Raw genomic sequence first — 15,996 nt, 5'->3', positions numbered from 1 at the left:
GGTCAGCCGAACGCGAGAACCTGCTCGCCCCACGCCGCGCGCAGCGGTCCGTCCAGATCCGGGACGACGGTGTCGCGCTTGCCGATCACCAGCGTGGCGCGGCCGAACCGGTCGTACGCGTCCCAGTCCGGCTCGCCGTCCAGGCCCGCCGGCGCACCGGTCCGGGCGAACTCGAGCCACCGGTGCTGCATCCGGCGCGACACCTTGCGGCCGGTCGACAGTCCGCCGAGCAGGAACGTCACGTCGCGGGGTCCGCGGGTGAGGTTGCCGAACACGTACGGCAGTTCGGTGGCGTGGGCGGCGCCGATGTCGAGCGCCTGGAGCATCGGCGTCGCGTAGTCGAAGCGGTACAGCCACGTCGGCGCGTAGCGACTGTGCGCCTCCACGATCCACAGCGTCGGCAGTCGGAAACCGAAGTCGCAGTTCAGGACCACGTCGTCGCTGCGGTCGGCCGCCCACGGATCGGGGGTCTCGGTGTGGTCCCGGTCGACGAACTCCGCCTCCGGGTGCTCGGCGGCGATCTCGGCGAACATGCCGCAGATACTGTCCGGGTCGAGCGGCATCAGCGGTGACTTCCTCAGCTTGAACAGCGAGGCCTCGTCCTTGTTGGTGCCGATGAGCAGCGGGACCCGGTGGGCGGTGCCGTTCCAGTACGAGTTCACCGGGTAGTCGGGCAGCAGATCCTCGTCCACCACCGGCCCGAAGGCCAGCCGGCCCGGGGTGTCGGCCGGAATGCGCGCGAACAGCGCGTCCGACGCGGCCAGCAGCTCGTCGGTGCCCGCGGTGAGCAGCCGCTCGACGGGATCGTCTGCGCCGCCGAGCATTTCGAGGAACAGCTGCGCGACGTGCGCGGCCCGCTCCTGGCTGTAGACCGAGGTGGCCGGGGCGCTCTCGGCGATGGCGCGGTGGAACAGTCCGCGCGCCGAGGGCATCGTCATCAACGTGGTCACCGCGCTGCCGCCGGCCGATTCGCCGAACACCGTCACACAGTCTGGGTCGCCGCCGAACGCCGCGATGTTCGCCTGCACCCACCGCAGCGCCGCGATCATGTCCTGCAGCCCGACATTGGTGTCGAAGCGGTGCCGGTCGGTGCTCAGCGACGAGAAGTCGACGAACCCGAACACCCCGAGCCGGTAGTTGACGGTGACGACGACGACGTCGCCGCTCTCGGCGAGCCCCCGGCCGTCGTACACCGGCTGGCTGGAGGCACCGCGGAAGTACGAACCGCCGTGGATCCACACCATCACGGGCTTGCGGGGCCCGCGGGTCCCCGGGGACCACACGTTGAGCGACAGGCAGTCCTCGTCCATGCGGCCGTCGTTGCCGAGTGGCAACCCGGGCATCGTGCTCTGCGGTCCCACGGGGCCGAACCGGTCGGCGTCGAGCACCTCGGTCCACGGCGCCGGGGCGACCGGGGCCGCGAAACGACGATTGCCGGTGGGTGCGCCCGCGTACGGGATGCCCTTCCACACTGCGACGGGTCCGTCGGCGGTTCCGCGCACGGGACCGTAGGTCGTGTGGACCACGGCGGTGGTGGCGGCAGCGACGGGAGCGACGGTGGTCATGGTGGTTACTCCTTCGACTCGCTCGGTACGAATGGTTGTTGTCGGAAGTCGTCAGCCGAGAGCGGTGGCCGCGCTGACGACGTGCGCCAGCTGCACGCCGGCCAGCAGCGCGAAGACGGCGGTCACGATGGTGGCGTTGTGCTGGATCAACTCGGTGCGCACGACCCCGAGCGCGGCGGCGACGGGTCGGCAGGTCACGGCCGCGAGCACCGACAGCGCGATCAGCCCGACACCGCCCAGCACCGCGACGCCGGCACTCGAGAGCACCGCCTGCGCGGGCGACACCCGGGCCTGCGCGATGAGCCCGCCGGCGCGCAGCTCGAGCGGCAGGTTCCTGGCGTTGACGACTGCCAGCGCCAGACCCGACGCCGCCGCCTCCCGGCGGCCCATGCGGTCGAGGCGGGCCATCCACGACGGCATGACCGCGGCCTCCCCCCGTGGCGGCCGGCTCGTCCAGCCGAGCACCGCGAGGGCCGCGAACACCAGTCCGACCAGCAGCGCGAAGACCAGCTGGAGCCGGTGGGCACCGGGCGAGACGTTCGCGTCGGCGGTGAACGCGGTGACCCCGATCAGGACCGCGGACGCGGCGATCCCGGTCGTGGTGAAGAGCGTGGCGTTGGTCCGCGCCCGGGCCGAGAGCAGGATCGCGACCAGGACCGCGAAGGGCGCGGGGTTGACGATCATCCCGATGCCGACCGGAACCAGCTGTGCCACCGGGTTTCCCATACCGACATCACGTCCTTCTCGTTCACCGGACGCCGAGGCTGCTGCTCGACCGGACGGGCTCGCCGGTGGCATCCGGGACGAACGATATGGACGGGCGTCCATCGGGCGCGGGCGATGTTCGGGTATTGCGACATCGCGGTCCCGCGCGGGGGCGGTTCAGTCCAGGCGCACCGACAGCAGCACCGACTCGGGTTCCTCCACGAGTTCGGTCGTCCCCACGCGGCTCGACAGCGACGCCAGCCCCAGGCCCGCGCCGCGGTCGGGGGCGACCCGGCCGGGAGAGCGGATTCCGATGCAGATCACCGAGGTTCGGGGGTCGACGGTCATCCGCAGCTGCAGCGCGCCGCCGGTGCCGTGGCGGATCGCGTTGGTGAAGCCCTCGGACACGACGTCGACGGCGTGGTCGAGACGGACCGGGTTGCCGGACAGCAGCGACCACACCCGCGGGTCGATCTCGGTCGTCACCGGAACGGCGGCGGACCACATCCCGATCAACTCGGTGATCTGCTGTTCGGCGTCGGCGCCCGAGCCGGCCTCGTGCGGCCGGTCCTCCCCCACCTCGCGGAGCACGCGGCCGATGAGGTCGCCGACCGCGACGACCCCGACACCGGGTCCACCGCGCATCGCCAGCGCGGTGGCGACCAGCTCACCCTGCACGGACGAGTGCAGCACGTGCGCGAGCCGCCGCCGGGCCGCGATCACCCGCGCGTGCACCTCGGCGGCGTCGCGGCTCTGCTCCCCGAGCGCGTCGGCCAACTGCTTCTCCTCCGAGGCGCGCTGCTCGTTGGCCGCCACGATCAGGCACGTCGCCATCGCCGCGAACGGGTAGAAGGCGATGCCGGGGACCACGAACGCGGGCGGGAAGCCGTTGCCGCCGAGGATCAGCCAGAACACCGCCGCGGTGGCGACCGCGACGACGCTGTAGCCCGCCGCCATCGACGCGACGCGGCGGACCGGGACGGCGATGGGGGTGGTGACGCGCGCGACGACCGCATTGCCCACCACGCACGTCACCAGGACGCCGATCACCTGCAGCACGGTCTCGCGGGCGCCGTAGCCGGTCACCAGGAACGAGAGGATGACGGCGGTGTACAGCAGCACGGGCACGGTCAGCGACACCGGGCGCACCGCCTGCAGCACGCCGCGCCGGCGATCACGCCACGTGAGCGTGGGCACCTCGACGACGGGTTCGGGCGCGGGGGTGACGTCGTCGAACAGCGCGTGGCTCATCGGCCGGACGATGTCCTCGGAGATGCCCCGCAGCAGGCGCGCGCCGCCCTCCCGATCCATCGTGGTCGGGTCGATGCTCGTCAGCGCGGCGTCGATGCGCGCGGACAGGTCGTCGGCACAGCGGCGCGCGAGCCCGGCGAGATACTCCTCGTCGGAGCGCCGCCGTTCGACGAGCGCGGCGCGGGCGGTCCGCAGCCGCCGCATCACCGCGTCGTGCCGGTGCACCGAGTCCACGGTGATCGCGATCAGCGACAGCGCGATGACGACCGCGGTGACGTTGATCAGCAAGCGGGTCCCGAGGGGCCGCGAATCGGTCGGCAGGCCCTGGGCCGCCAGCAGGGCGTCGAACAGGAGCGGCCGCGAGCCGCCCAGCGCACCGAAGAAGGCCAGCGCGACGGCCGGACGGGAGCGGCGGCGGCCCGGGCGCAGGAACGTCAGCCACGCGATCAGCAGGGCGATCCCCATGACCAGGTGCACCACCACCGCGACGCTGAAGCACGTGGGCCAGTCCCGCGGCCCCCGCGCCGAGATGTAGCTGCCCATGACGGTGACCGCGAAGGGTGCGGTCAGCAGCCACGACCACCGTGTGACGGCCGCGTCGCCGCCGATCCGGGCCAGCCAGGACAGCCGCCGGCTCAACCGATCTCCGTCGGCATGCCGAAGCGGCGGACGTACAGCTGCGACGCGGCCACCCGCGGATTGAGTTCGGGACTGTGGTTCACGCCCAGGGCGTCGAAGGTGCGCGTGACCATCTTCTCGACGCTGCGCACACTCGATTCCCGCCGCCGGGCGATCTCGGCGTTGGACCAGCCGAGCGCGATGCACCGCAACACGTCGAGCTGTGTGCGGGTCAGCCGGTCCAGGACGGCGTCCGGACTGTCGGCGCGCGGCGGCCCCTGCGCAACCGGCTTGTCCGCCAGCGCGGACTCGACGGCCGCCACCAGATCCGCGACGGTCTCGAGCGCGGTCTTGTCGAGGAAGACCGACCCGGCGGGGGCGCCCTCGCCGGGCGCGATCCCCGCCCGCGGATAGTTCGTGAGGAACACGACCGCGCAGTGCGGGGCGCGGGCGTGGACGATCGTCGCCATTTCCAGGCCGTTGGGCCGGCGGCCCAGATCGATGTCGGTGACCAGGACGTCGGGATCGATCTCGTCGAAGTCCGCGAGCGCCACCGCCGCCGAGGACCGGTCGTGCACCTCGAAACCCGCGTGGCGGAGGGCGTCGGCAACGAGCGCGCGCATCAGCGGCTGGTCCTCGACAACCAGTGCCCGGCGCACCCAGGCTGCTTCTTTCACACGAAAGAGACTAACCGGTCACTCCGGAGCGGATGAGTTGATTAGCCGAGGTAACCACCCGCCAGCAACGGGCCCGCGTCAGCGTCCCGGCACGTACTTCAGCGCCTTGATGAACGGCGGCATGAGCTTGGCCCACACCTTGGCCGGCAGCCAACGCGGACCGCCCAGGTTGACGACGCGGGTGGTCGCGACGGTCTGCACCTCGGTGTACTTGAGCAGTCCCTCGGCGCCGTGCCGGCGCCCCACCCCGGACACGCCCATGCCGCCCATCGGCGCCGCGGTGCTGCCCCAGGTGGGGCCGTAGCCCTCGTCGACGTTGACGGTGCCGGCCATGACGCGGGCCGCGATGGCCTCGCCCTCGGCGTGGCTGCCGGCCCAGACGCTCGCGTTCAGCCCGTACTCGGTGTCGTTCGCCCGCGCGACGGCCTCCTCGACGTCGGCCACCGGGTAGATCGAGACCAGCGGTCCGAAGGTCTCGTTCGCGTAGCACTCCATCTCGTCGGTGACGTCGGTCAACACCGTCGGCTCGTAGAACAGCGGGCCCAGGTCCGGCCGCGCCTTGCCGCCCGCGACCACCGTGGCGCCCTTGGCGACCGCGTCCTCGACGTGCCCGGACACGGTCTTGACCTGCCCCTCGGAGACGAGGCTGCCCATCTCGATGCCGAACTCGTAGCCGGGGGCCACCGTCATGTTCCGGACGCGCTCGCCGAACAGGCGGGTGAACTCGGGAGCGACCGCGTCCTCGACGTAGATGCGTTCGACGGAGATGCACAGCTGGCCGGAGTTCGAGAAGCACGCCCGGACCGCGGCGTCGCACACCTCGCGCAGGTTCGCGCCCGCGGTGACGATCATCGGGTTCTTGCCGCCCAGTTCGGCCGAGAAGCCGATCAGCCGGCGCCCGGCCTGCTCGGCGAGCAGGCGTCCGGTCGCGGTCGAGCCGGTGAACATCAGGTAGTCGGTGTTCTCCACCAGCGCGGTGCCGACGACGGACCCGGGGCCGGGCACCACCGCGAACAGTTCCCGGGGCAGACCTGCCTGGTACAGCAGTTCGGCGCACGCGAGCGCGCAGTACGGCGTCTGGCTGTCGGGCTTGATCACCACGGCGTTGCCGGCCAGCAGCGCGGCGATCGCATCCGACACCGCGAGCGTCATCGGGTAGTTCCACGGCGAGATGACGCCGACGACGCCCTTGGCGTGGTGCCGGACGACGGTCTTCGTCAGCCCCGGCAGCATGCCCTGGACTCGCTTGGGACGCAGCAGTTTCGGAGCCAGGCGCGCGTAATACCGGGAGGTCATCGCGATGTCGAGGACCTCCTCCTGCGCGGAGGCCCGGGACTTGCCCGTCTCGGCTTGGGCCATGTCCATGAGCGCTTCCTTGTGCTCGAGGACCAGGTCGCGGTAGCGGAGGAACACCTCGGCGCGCTCGGCCGGAGACCGCTTCTCCCACGCCTTCTGCGCGGCCCGCGCCCGCTCGACGGCGGCGACCGCGTCGGCCGCGGTGCCGACCGGGACGGTCGCGAGTTCGCGGCCGGTGAACGCCTCGACAACCGGCCGCGTCGGGCGATCGGCGGCATCCGGAATGGCGATGAGGTCGGCGAGGCGGGCGAACGTCGCCGCGGACGGAGCAGGCATCTTCGTACTCCTACTGGTGAGTAGATTTCGAGTTACACACAACTTACCCCGTCCGTGGCCGCGGTCACAGAGATCGGCCCGTGCCTCCTCCGGAGCCGGGTCCCGGACCCGCGCTCCCGGTGATCGAGACGGAGCCGGACGACGCCTCGCGAGTCGATAGTTTTTCCGGGAACCGCGCAGCGGCCCGTACGAAAGGACATCGCCCGATGACGTCTTCCCCTGCTCTCACCCCCGCGGCCGCGGCCGGCACGTTCGCGATCGGCGGTGACCTCGAGGTCAATCGCCTCGGCTACGGGAGCATGCACCTGGCCGGCCCGGGCGCGTGGGGCCCGGGCCGCGACCGCGCCGAGGCGCTGCGAGTCCTGCGGCGTGCCGTCGAACTCGGGGTCACCTTCATCGACACCGCCGACGTCTACGGCCCGTTCGTCACCGACGAGCTGATCCGGGCCGCCCTGCACCCGTACCCGGAGAACCTGGTGATCGGGTCCAAGGTGGGCTCGTCCAACCAGGGGCCGGGCAAGTGGGCGCCGATCGGCCGCCCCGAGTACCTGCGCCAGCAGACACTGCTCAATCTGCGGCACCTCGGACTCGACCGCATCGACCTGCTCCAGCTGCACCGCATCGATCCACAGGTGCCGCTCGCCGAGCAGATCGGCGAACTGAAGGCGATGCAGGACGAGGGCCTCGTGCGTCACATCGGACTGTCCGAGGTCACGGTCGCCGAGATCGAGGCCGTCTCCGCCATCACCCCCGTGGTGTCCGTGCAGAACCGCTTCAACCTCGCCGACCGGGCGTCCGAGGACGTGCTCGACTACTGCACCGCGCACGGGATCGCCTTCATCCCGTGGTTCCCGTTGGCGTACGGCCGGCTCGCCGGAGCGGGCAGCCCGCTGTCCGCCCTCGCCGACAAGCACGGCCGCACCCCCGGTCAGCTCGCGTTGGCGTGGCTGCTGCGCCGCTCCCCCGCGATCCTCCCGATTCCGGGCACGTCGTCGGTCGGCCACCTCGAGCAGAACGTCGCGGCCGCTGCGATCGAGCTCGGTGACGACGAGTGGGAGCAGCTCGACGCCCTCGGTTGACCCGGGCCCGGCGAGCGCGCCGTCAAGATTTCGTCAGGACGCGACCGGCACTCTTGCGGGAGCTTGAACACCCGAGCAACGCTTTGAACATGTGTTCAGCCACGGCGGTTCCTCCCGACCAGGACCTGACCACCCGCGCCCGGATCCGCGACGCGGCGATCCGGGTGTTCGGCGAACAGGGGTTCGACGCCGGCGTGCGCGCGGTCGCGGCCACGGCCGGAGTCTCGCCCGGTCTGGTCAACCATCACTTCGGCTCCAAACAGGGGCTGCGGGCGGTGTGCGACGATCACGTCCTCGCGGTCATCGTCACCGAGAAGCGGGAGGTACTCACCGCCGCGGGACCGGCGCGAATGCTCTTCTCACTCAGCCGGATCGAGCGGTACGCACCGCTGGTGGCATACCTCGTGCGGTCCTTCCAGGCGGGTGGCGAGCTCGCGGTCTCCCTCTTCGAGCACATGGTCGCCGGAGTCGAGAGCTATCTCGAGGACGCCGTGGCCCAGGGCCGCGTCCGGCCCAGCCGCGACCCCCGGGCCCGGGCTCGGTACCTCGCGATGCAGAGCCTCGGGTCCACACTGCTGTTTCTGCAGATGCGCGTCGACGCGGACGGTTCCGTCGACTACGGCCGCGCGATCACCGACCTGACCGACGAGGTCATGCTGCCCGCCCTCGAGCTCTACACCGAGGGTCTGTTCACCGACCCGACGATGCTCGACGCCTACATCCAACACTCACCGTCCGAGGAGACGGCATGACCACCATCATCGAAGTCGAGAAGCTCACCAAGTCGTTCGGCACCACGCGTGCACTGGACCGGTTGGACCTGAGCGTCGGCGAGGGCGAGGTGCACGGATTCCTCGGCCCCAACGGTGCCGGGAAGTCCACCACCATCCGGGTTCTGCTCGGGCTGTTGCACGCCGACAGCGGGCGCGCGACGCTGCTCGGCCGGGACGCGTGGCGCGACGCCGTCGAACTGCACCGCGACATCGCCTACGTACCAGGGGATGTGACACTGTGGCCGTCGCTCACCGGCGGCGAGATCATCGATCTGCTCGCACGAATGCGCGGCGGGCTCGACGCCACCCGGCGCGCCGACCTGATCGAGCGGTTCGACCTCGATCCGCACAAGAAGGCCCGGTCGTACTCGAAGGGCAACCGGCAGAAGGTGGCGGTGATCTCGGCCTTCTCGTCGAATGCCCGCCTACTCCTGCTGGACGAGCCCACATCGGGGCTCGACCCGTTGATGGAGAAGGTGTTTCGCGACTGCATCACCGAGGCCGGTGCCCGAGGCGTGACCGTACTGCTGTCGAGCCACATCCTGTCGGAGGTGGACGCGCTGTGCGAGAAGGTGACCATCATCCGCGCGGGCCGGGCCGTCGAGAGCGGTTCGATCGCCTCGATGCGTCACCTGAGTCGAACCACCATCACGGCCGAACTGACCGGCGACCCGGGCGATCTGCACCGGATCCCCGGGGTGGACGACGTGCAGTTCGACGGCCGGACCCTGCACTGCCAGGTCGACGCCGACAGCCTCGGGACGCTGATCCGGACGCTGGGCGACACCGGCGTCCGCAGTCTGGTCAGCACACCGCCGACGCTCGAGGAGCTGTTCCTGCGGCACTACGAACTGTCCGAGGAGGTGCGGGTATGACCACCACCGCGCCGCCGCCCGTCGCGACGGCCCCGGCCCGGTCTCCCTTCGCCGGTACCGCGGCGCTGGTGCGCCTGGCCCTGCGGCGCGACCGTGTGGTCCTGCCACTGTGGTCGGTCGTCGTCGGGCTGCTCCCGGTCGTCTACGGCAGGGCGATCCAGGGCCTGTACGGCTCCGCGGCCGAGCGCGCCGCCTTCGCAGCGTCCACCGCGGCCATCAAGTCCGAAATAGCTTTGGTAGGGCCTATTTTCGGATCCGGTGTCGGTGCGTTGACGGCCTGGCGCGCGGGTTACCTGTTCACCTTCCTCGCCGTCGCCGTCATCCTCACCGTCGTCCGGCACACCAGGACCGAGGAGGAGACCGGCCGCACCGAACTGCTCGAGTCGACGGCGGTGGGCCGCTACGCGAGCCTGACCGCGGCGCTGCTCGTCGCGGCGACCGGTGCGGTCGTCAGCGCCGTCGTGGGCACGCTGGGGCTGTCCGCGATCGGGCTCGGCGGCAGTGGCGCAACCGCTTTCGGGGCGGCGGTGCTTGCCGCCGGTGCCGTCTTCATCGGTGTCGCCGCGGTGGCGGCCCAGGTCAGCACGAGTGCCCGCCTCGCCCGGGGCCTGTCCTTCGGCGTACTCGCGGTCGCCTTCCTGCTGCGTGCCGTCGGCGATGCCGGTTCGGGCACACTGTCGTGGTTGTCCCCCATCGGCTGGTCGCAGCAGCTGCGCCCCTACGCCGACGAGCGGTGGTGGGTGCTGATCCTGCCCGTGGCCGCCACGGCGGTCCTGGTCGCGGTCGCCTACCGGCTGCTCGCCGGGCGCGATCTGGGCGCCGGCCTCGTCGCCGAGCGTCCCGGCCCCGGCGCCTCGCCCCCGACGCTCTCCGGTCCCCTCGGACTGGCCTGGCGGACGCAGCGCGGACCGCTCGCCGCGTGGACGGTGGGCCTGACCGTCTTCGCGCTGGTGATCGGCAGCGCCGCTCACGGGGTGAGCGATCAGCTGGGCAACAGCGAGATCGTCCTCGCGGCCCTCGCCCGGCTCGGCGGCGCCCAGGCGATCGAGGACTCCTTCATCGCGCTCGGCTTCACGATCTTCGGGCTCGTCGCCGGGGCCTACTCGATCTCCGCGACCCTGCAACTGCACGACGAGGAGGAATCGGGGCGGGCGGAGTCCGTGCTGGCCGCGGCGGTCGGGCGTCCGCGGTGGGCGATGAGTCACGTCGGGTTCGCGCTCGCCGGCCCGGCGGTCGCGCTCACCGTGGCGGGGCTCGCGGCCGGCGTCGCGTACGGCCTGTCGATCGACGACGTCGGTGGGCAGGTCCCGCGCGTCCTCGCCGCCGCGCTGGTGCAGGTGCCGGGAGTGTGGCTGCTCACCGGTGTCACCGTCGCGCTGTTCGGACTCGCGCCGCGTCTCGCCCCCACCGCGTGGGTGGTGTTCGCGGCCATGATGACGCTCTACGTGTTCGGGATGGTCGCCGACCTCCCGCAGCCGCTGCTCGACCTCGTGCCGTTCCTGCACCTGCCGCGGCTGCCCGGGGGCGCGTTCACCGCGACGCCGATCGCGTGGCTGCTGCTGCTCGCCGCGGGCCTACTGGCCGTCGGGCTGGCCGCGTTGCGACGTCGTGACCTGCGCTGACCGGGGGCACCGAACGGGAACTCACGTCACGCTTTCGAGACCGAACCGTGCCGTGAATTCCCGTTCAGGCGGTGTACCGGGGTTCCTAGACTCTGGAACATGACAGCTTCGCGCGCGTCAGACGAGGTCGTGGACCGGTCCAAGATCGAGGAGCGGGCGCCGTCGGTGGCCCACCTCTTCGTCGATCGGGTGGCCCGGACCCCCAGATCCGAAGCCTTCCGATTCCCCGCCGGCGACGGCTGGGCGAGCGTCACGTGGTCCGACGTCGGCGACCGGGTGCACCGGCTCGCCGCGGGGCTGATCGCGCTCGGCATCGAACCCGAGGAGCGCGTCGCGGTGGCGTCCACCACCCGGTACGAGTGGGTGCTGGCCGATCTCGCGGTGATGTGCGCCGGGGCCGCGACGACCACGGTCTATCCCACCACCACGGCGTCCGACGTCGCGTTCATCGTCGCCAACTCGGGCAGCCGCATCGTCGTCGCGGAGAACGAGGAGCAGCTGACGAAACTCCGCGAGCACCGGGACGAGCTGCCGGACGTGCACCGGGTGGTGCTCATCGACGGGCCGGTCCCCGAGGACGAGTGGGTGATCGGGCTCGACCATCTCGCGCAGATCGGCGACATGCTGCTGGCCGAACGCCCCACCGCGGTGGACGACCGCATCGCCCGCATCTCCCCCGACAGCCTCGCGACGCTGATCTACACGTCGGGGACCACGGGGCGCCCCAAGGGCGTTCGGCTGCCGCACTCGGCGTGGACGTACGAGGCCGCGTCGATCGACGCGGTCGGGATCCTCGACGCCTCGGACCTGCAGTACCTGTGGCTGCCACTGTCGCACGTGTTCGGGAAGATCCTGCTGACGTTGCCGCTGCAGATCGGTTTCGCGACCGCCGTCGACGGTCGCGTCGACAGGATCGTCGACAATCTCGCCGTCGTGAAACCCACCTTCATGGGCGCGGCGCCGCGCATCTTCGAGAAGGCGTACGCCCGCATCGTCGCGACCGTCGACGCCGAGGGTGGGGCGAAGAAGCGGATCTTCGACTGGGCGATCGGGGTGGGGTTGGCGGCGGCGAAGGCACGCCAGGCCGGAACCCCGTTGTCGCGCATGCAGAAGGCGCAGTACGCGGTGGCCGACCGGCTGGTGTTCCGGACCATCCGGAACCGGTTCGGTGGACGGCTGAAATTCTTCATCTCCGGCTCGGCCGCGCTGGATCGCAATGTGGCGCTGTGGTTCGACGCGGTCGGCATCATCGTCCTCGAGGGCTACGGGCTGACGGAGACCAGCGCCGCGTCGCTCGTGAACCGGCCCTCCGCCTACCGGTTCGGGACGGTGGGGTGGCCGCTGCCCGGAACCGACGTCCGGATCGCGTCCGACGGCGAGGTGCTCATCAAGAGTCCCGGCGTGATGAGCGGCTACCACCACAACCCCGAGGCCACCGAGGAATCCCTCACCTCGGACGGCTGGTTCCACACGGGCGACATCGGCACCATCGACGCCGACGGCTACCTGCGGATCACCGACCGCAAGAAGGACATGTTCAAGACGTCGAACGGCAAGTACGTGGCGCCGTCGGCGATCGCGGCGACGTTCAAGGGCCTCTGCCCGTACGTCGGGGAGATCATCGTCCACGGCGAGGGCAAGTCGTACTGCGTCGCGCTGATCAGTCTCGACGGTGAGGCGATCGCGGAATGGGCGGTCGAGAACGGCATGGCCGACAAGCCGTTGAAGGAGATCGCCGCGGCCGATGCGACCGTGTCGATGATGAGCACCTACGTCGACCGGCTCAACGCCGGACTCAACCGGTGGGAGCAGGTCAAGCGGTTCACCATCCTCGAACGCGAGCTCACCGTCGAGAACGGGGAGATCACCCCCAGCATGAAACTCAAGCGCAAGAAGGTGGTCGACAACTTCTCCGACCGGATCAGCGAGCTGTACGGCTGACGGGTCGGGTTCCCGCCCATTCCGCGGGATCCCGGCCACCGGCGGGACGGAGGGCGGACGCGCTGCCTAGGCTTGAGCCATGCCTGCACTTCAGCGCCCCACCTTCGGGCAGTACGTGGGATACCAGTTCGGCCGGACGCTGCCGGACTCGTTGCAGGACTGGGTCCGCAACGATCTGGTGGGCCCCGGGGCGTCGGTGCGCTATCTGATCCGCTTCACGGTGCCGGTGCTGCCGATCCTCGCGCTGTTCCTGCTCATTCCCGGGCCCATCTGGATTCCTCTGGCGATGATGGCGCTGCTGTTCATCCCGCTGGTCTACTTCGCGGTGGCGCTCATGCAGGTGTACCGCCGGCACCGGCTGCAGAGTCACGGCCTCGATCCCGACCTGGTCGCGGAGAAGGCGCAGCGCCGCGCGGACCGGATCCGCGACGACTACGAACGGCGTCACGGCCGCGCCTGACCATCCCAAGTTACCGGCGAGTCAACTATGGTGGACGCGCGAACCGACGAAGGGAACCAACCATGAGCGAACCGGTGGCAACCGCCGATCTGGCCGACGAGATCGGGCCCGACATCCGCAGCTGCGATACGCAATTCATCCAGTTCGGCGCTCGCAGCACGTTCTCCGGGCCGATCACCACCATCAAGTGCTTCCAGGACAACCTGCTCGTCAAGCAGACCCTCAGCGAGCCCGGCAACGGCGGTGTCCTCGTCGTCGACGGCGACGCGAGCGTGCACACGGCCCTCGTCGGCGACATCATCGCCGGCCGCGGCGTCTCCAACGGCTGGGCCGGCGTGATCGTCAACGGCGCGGTCCGTGACTCGGCGATCCTGCGGACCCTCGACATCGGCATCAAGGCCCTGGGCACCAATCCGCGCAAGAGCACCCAGACCGGTTCCGGTGAGAAGAACGTGCCCGTCTCCTTCGGCGGCGTCACCTTCAACCCGGGAGAGACGGTCTACAGCGACGACGACGGCGTCGTCGTCCGGTAGGCGGCTCCGCCGCCCGTGCAACTTTTCGGTACCCCGGCTACCGGAAAGGCGCACGGGCGCGTCAGCGCCTGAGGTGGCCGGCCGTCCAATCGGCTACCAGCGCCAGCACTTCCGCGTCCACCGGTTGGCGCACCAGCTTCCGGTAGACGCCCAGGGACGGCGGCCGGGGGTCGCGCCGCAGCAGGTGCGTCAGATCGGGGACGCGGGCGGTGTCCACCTCGTCCGGTACGAGCGCCGCGATGGTCTCGAGATCACCGGGGTCCACCTGGATATCCTTGGCGCCCGTGATCGCGAGGACCGGCGGAACGATGTCCTGCAGAAACGGTTTCGGGTCGTAATCCAGGAACTCCCGCAGCCACCGCGCGTTCACCCGGCGGCGGCCCAGGCGCCCGACGTCGTCCCGGCTGCGATAGAGCCTGTCGAAGGCCTTCCGTTGTCGGGCAGCCACATCGATGCGCAGGATCCGCATAGCCGTTCGTACCGGCGCCGGCAGGCCCTCGACCGCCCTGCCCGACTGCCACGTCAACACCTCGCGGCCGGTGACCGCCGGAGCGGCGAGCAGCACCACCGCCGCCGGATCCACGACGCGGTCCGCTCCCAGCTGCGTCGCCAGGCACGCCCCCTCGCTGTGCCCGATCACCGCGATCGCATCGCGCGCGAAACCGCCTGTGGTGCGCAGCCATTCGACCGCCGCCGCGGCGTCGGCCCGGTTGTCGGCGTAGCCGGCGGTGAGAAAGTCGCCGCCCGACCGGCCGACGCCCCGCTTGTCGTAGCGCAACGAGGCGACACCGTTGCGGGCCAACGCATGTGCGACGGCGCGGCTGATTCCGATGGCGAGCTTCCGGTGGTCACCGTCCCGGTCGATCTCGCCGGAACCGTTGAGTACCACCGCTGCCGGTCCCCCACGTCCCCCGCTCGGCACCGCGAGCGTCCCGGCCACGACCGTGCCGTCGCCGGACACGAAGGTCGTCTCGTGTTCGGTGAACTCGGGCCGGCCGGCCGCGAGGACGTCGCGGAGCCGCTGCGCGTCGGCGGTCGCGTCCGCGGTCCCGACGAGCAACCGGTCGAAGGCCGACCCGGCTCCGATGCCCGCGGTGCACACCCGCACGGCGGGCGCACCGCGCCGCGCGACGACGAACGTCCGGTCGCCGCGGCCTCGCCAAGTGCCGATGCGAACCCGCCCCGGCACCGCGAGTCCGGGTGCACGCAGGCCGCGCAGGTTGGCGAACGGGTCGGCGACCACATCGACGTCCCGGATGTGCGCGAGCGGGACGGTGATGTCCCCGTGCAGGCCCGCGACCTTCTCGCCGCGCGACAGCACGACGGTCAACGCGTTCGAGGTGAGAACCAGTTCGGCCATGTCGTTCCTCCTCCATGGCGAACAGTACTGCGGATCCCCCAGGGTCATCCGGACTTCCCCGGGACCGGACGACAACCCGAATCGGCAGGTCAGGACAGCAGGCGCTCGATCTCGGTGCGCGCCGCCAGCGCCTTCTCCCCGTAGGCCCCGTACAGGTCCGGGGTCAATCGTGACGCCGGCCCGGAGACGCTGAAGCATCCTCTGACGAGCCCGTTGCGGCCCCGCAGCGCGACTGCCACCGCAGCGATGCCGTCGTGCAGCTCCTGATCGGTGACGGCGTATCCGCGGCGTCGGATCTCGGCGATCTCCTCCCGCAACGCGTGCGGATCGGTCACGGTGCGCCCGGTCGCGGGCACCAGATCGGCGGCGAGGACCCGCTCCACCTCCGCATCGGGAAGCGACGCAAGATATGCCTTGCCGTTGGACGCCGCGTGCAGCGGCAGGCGGGTGCCCAGCGGAAGGAACGCGCGCAGCTGGTGCGCGCTGTCGAGACGCTCGATGAGCACGAGTTCGTCCCCGTCGGGAACGGTCAGGTGGACCGTCTCGCCGGTCTCCGCCTGCAGCGTGCTCAGCACCGGGAGCGCCACGTCGCGCAGGTCGTCGCCCGCCGCCAGCATGCTGCCCAGACTGAAGGCGCGACCGGTGATCACCCATTTCCCGGAATCGTTCACCGCCGGGCGCAGCCAGCCGGCCTCCGCGAGCGTCTTCAGACACCGCTGAACCGTGCTCTTCGGAACATCGAGGCGCTTGCTCAGCTCGGACAGCCCCGCCTCCCGCGTCCGAGCAACTTCCTCGAAGACGCGTAGAGCTGTGAGAACGCTGTTCATACAAAACCTTTCACCCGCGACGATTGACGCCGACAGCACCAGGCTATACGTTGGCCGGACCACATCGTAGCACGCTGG

General features: G+C 70.8%; 14 protein-coding genes. 7 read left to right on the top strand and 7 right to left on the bottom strand.

The annotated features are described in order from the left end of the window. Positions 1-2 precede the first annotated feature (2 nt). The 5 genes from E7742_RS19135 to E7742_RS19115 all read right to left on the bottom strand — a co-directional run bounded on the left by E7742_RS19135 (position 3) and on the right by E7742_RS19115 (position 6,490). Positions 3-1,565: a carboxylesterase/lipase family protein gene (locus E7742_RS19135; RefSeq protein WP_137800383.1), complete on the bottom strand. Its 1,563-nt coding sequence runs from the start codon at positions 1,563-1,565 to the stop codon at positions 3-5. 51 nt (positions 1,566-1,616) lie between these two features. Continuing rightward, entirely contained in the window at positions 1,617-2,291 is a 675-nt protein-coding gene (locus tag E7742_RS19130; RefSeq protein ID WP_137800382.1) for a GAP family protein, read from the bottom strand. Between the two features lie 156 nt (positions 2,292-2,447). After that, positions 2,448-4,160, bottom strand: a complete 1,713-nt coding sequence (locus E7742_RS19125; RefSeq protein ID WP_137800381.1) for a hypothetical protein — start codon at positions 4,158-4,160, stop codon at positions 2,448-2,450. Then, a complete protein-coding gene (locus E7742_RS19120) occupies positions 4,157-4,816 on the bottom strand; it encodes a response regulator (RefSeq protein ID WP_254699071.1) in 660 nt (219 codons plus the stop codon). Before E7742_RS19120 ends, E7742_RS19125 begins: the two co-directional genes overlap by 4 nt. Positions 4,817-4,894: 78 nt before the next feature. Continuing rightward, positions 4,895-6,490: a succinic semialdehyde dehydrogenase gene (locus tag E7742_RS19115; RefSeq protein WP_302660122.1), complete on the bottom strand. Its 1,596-nt coding sequence runs from the start codon at positions 6,488-6,490 to the stop codon at positions 4,895-4,897. Between the two features lie 164 nt (positions 6,491-6,654). On the opposite strand from E7742_RS19115, the gene E7742_RS19110 reads away from it, so the two are divergent. The 7 genes from E7742_RS19110 (at position 6,655) to rraA (ending at position 13,731) form a co-directional block, all read left to right on the top strand. Further along, a complete protein-coding gene (locus tag E7742_RS19110; protein WP_137800379.1) occupies positions 6,655-7,527 on the top strand; it encodes an aldo/keto reductase in 873 nt (290 codons plus the stop codon). A gap of 89 nt (positions 7,528-7,616) precedes the next feature. Continuing rightward, complete coding sequence (locus tag E7742_RS19105) at positions 7,617-8,279, top strand: TetR/AcrR family transcriptional regulator (RefSeq protein ID WP_137800378.1); 663 nt, start codon at positions 7,617-7,619, stop codon at positions 8,277-8,279. Next, a complete protein-coding gene (locus E7742_RS19100) occupies positions 8,276-9,175 on the top strand; it encodes an ABC transporter ATP-binding protein (RefSeq protein WP_137800377.1) in 900 nt (299 codons plus the stop codon). The genes E7742_RS19105 and E7742_RS19100 overlap by 4 nt, the downstream gene beginning before the upstream one ends. Then, the gene (locus E7742_RS19095; protein ID WP_137800376.1) at positions 9,172-10,797 is read left to right on the top strand and encodes an ABC transporter permease; all 1,626 of its coding nucleotides are present in this window, start codon (positions 9,172-9,174) and stop codon (positions 10,795-10,797) included. The genes E7742_RS19100 and E7742_RS19095 overlap by 4 nt, the downstream gene beginning before the upstream one ends. Before the next feature lie 99 nt (positions 10,798-10,896). Continuing rightward, the gene (locus E7742_RS19090) at positions 10,897-12,738 is read left to right on the top strand and encodes an AMP-dependent synthetase/ligase (RefSeq protein ID WP_137800375.1); all 1,842 of its coding nucleotides are present in this window, start codon (positions 10,897-10,899) and stop codon (positions 12,736-12,738) included. A 79-nt stretch (positions 12,739-12,817) separates the two neighbouring features. Beyond that, entirely contained in the window at positions 12,818-13,198 is a 381-nt protein-coding gene (locus tag E7742_RS19085) for a DUF5313 family protein (RefSeq protein ID WP_137800374.1), read from the top strand. Between the two features lie 62 nt (positions 13,199-13,260). Then, complete coding sequence (gene rraA / locus E7742_RS19080) at positions 13,261-13,731, top strand: ribonuclease E activity regulator RraA (protein ID WP_137800373.1); 471 nt, start codon at positions 13,261-13,263, stop codon at positions 13,729-13,731. A gap of 61 nt (positions 13,732-13,792) precedes the next feature. On the opposite strand, the gene E7742_RS19075 is transcribed toward rraA, so the two are convergent. Together E7742_RS19075 and E7742_RS19070 are read right to left on the bottom strand one after the other, a co-directional pair. Next, on the bottom strand, positions 13,793-15,091 hold the full coding sequence (locus E7742_RS19075) for an alpha/beta hydrolase family protein (RefSeq protein WP_137800372.1): 1,299 nt from the start codon (positions 15,089-15,091) through the stop codon (positions 13,793-13,795). Positions 15,092-15,180: 89 nt separating this feature from the next. Continuing rightward, entirely contained in the window at positions 15,181-15,918 is a 738-nt protein-coding gene (locus E7742_RS19070) for an IclR family transcriptional regulator (protein ID WP_137800371.1), read from the bottom strand. Positions 15,919-15,996 lie beyond the last annotated feature (78 nt).

Origin of the sequence: Rhodococcus sp. SGAir0479, assembly GCF_005484805.1 — a bacterium.
Classification (GTDB): Bacteria; Actinomycetota; Actinomycetes; order Mycobacteriales; family Mycobacteriaceae; genus Prescottella.
This window is presented reverse-complemented; position numbering and strand designations above follow the sequence as displayed.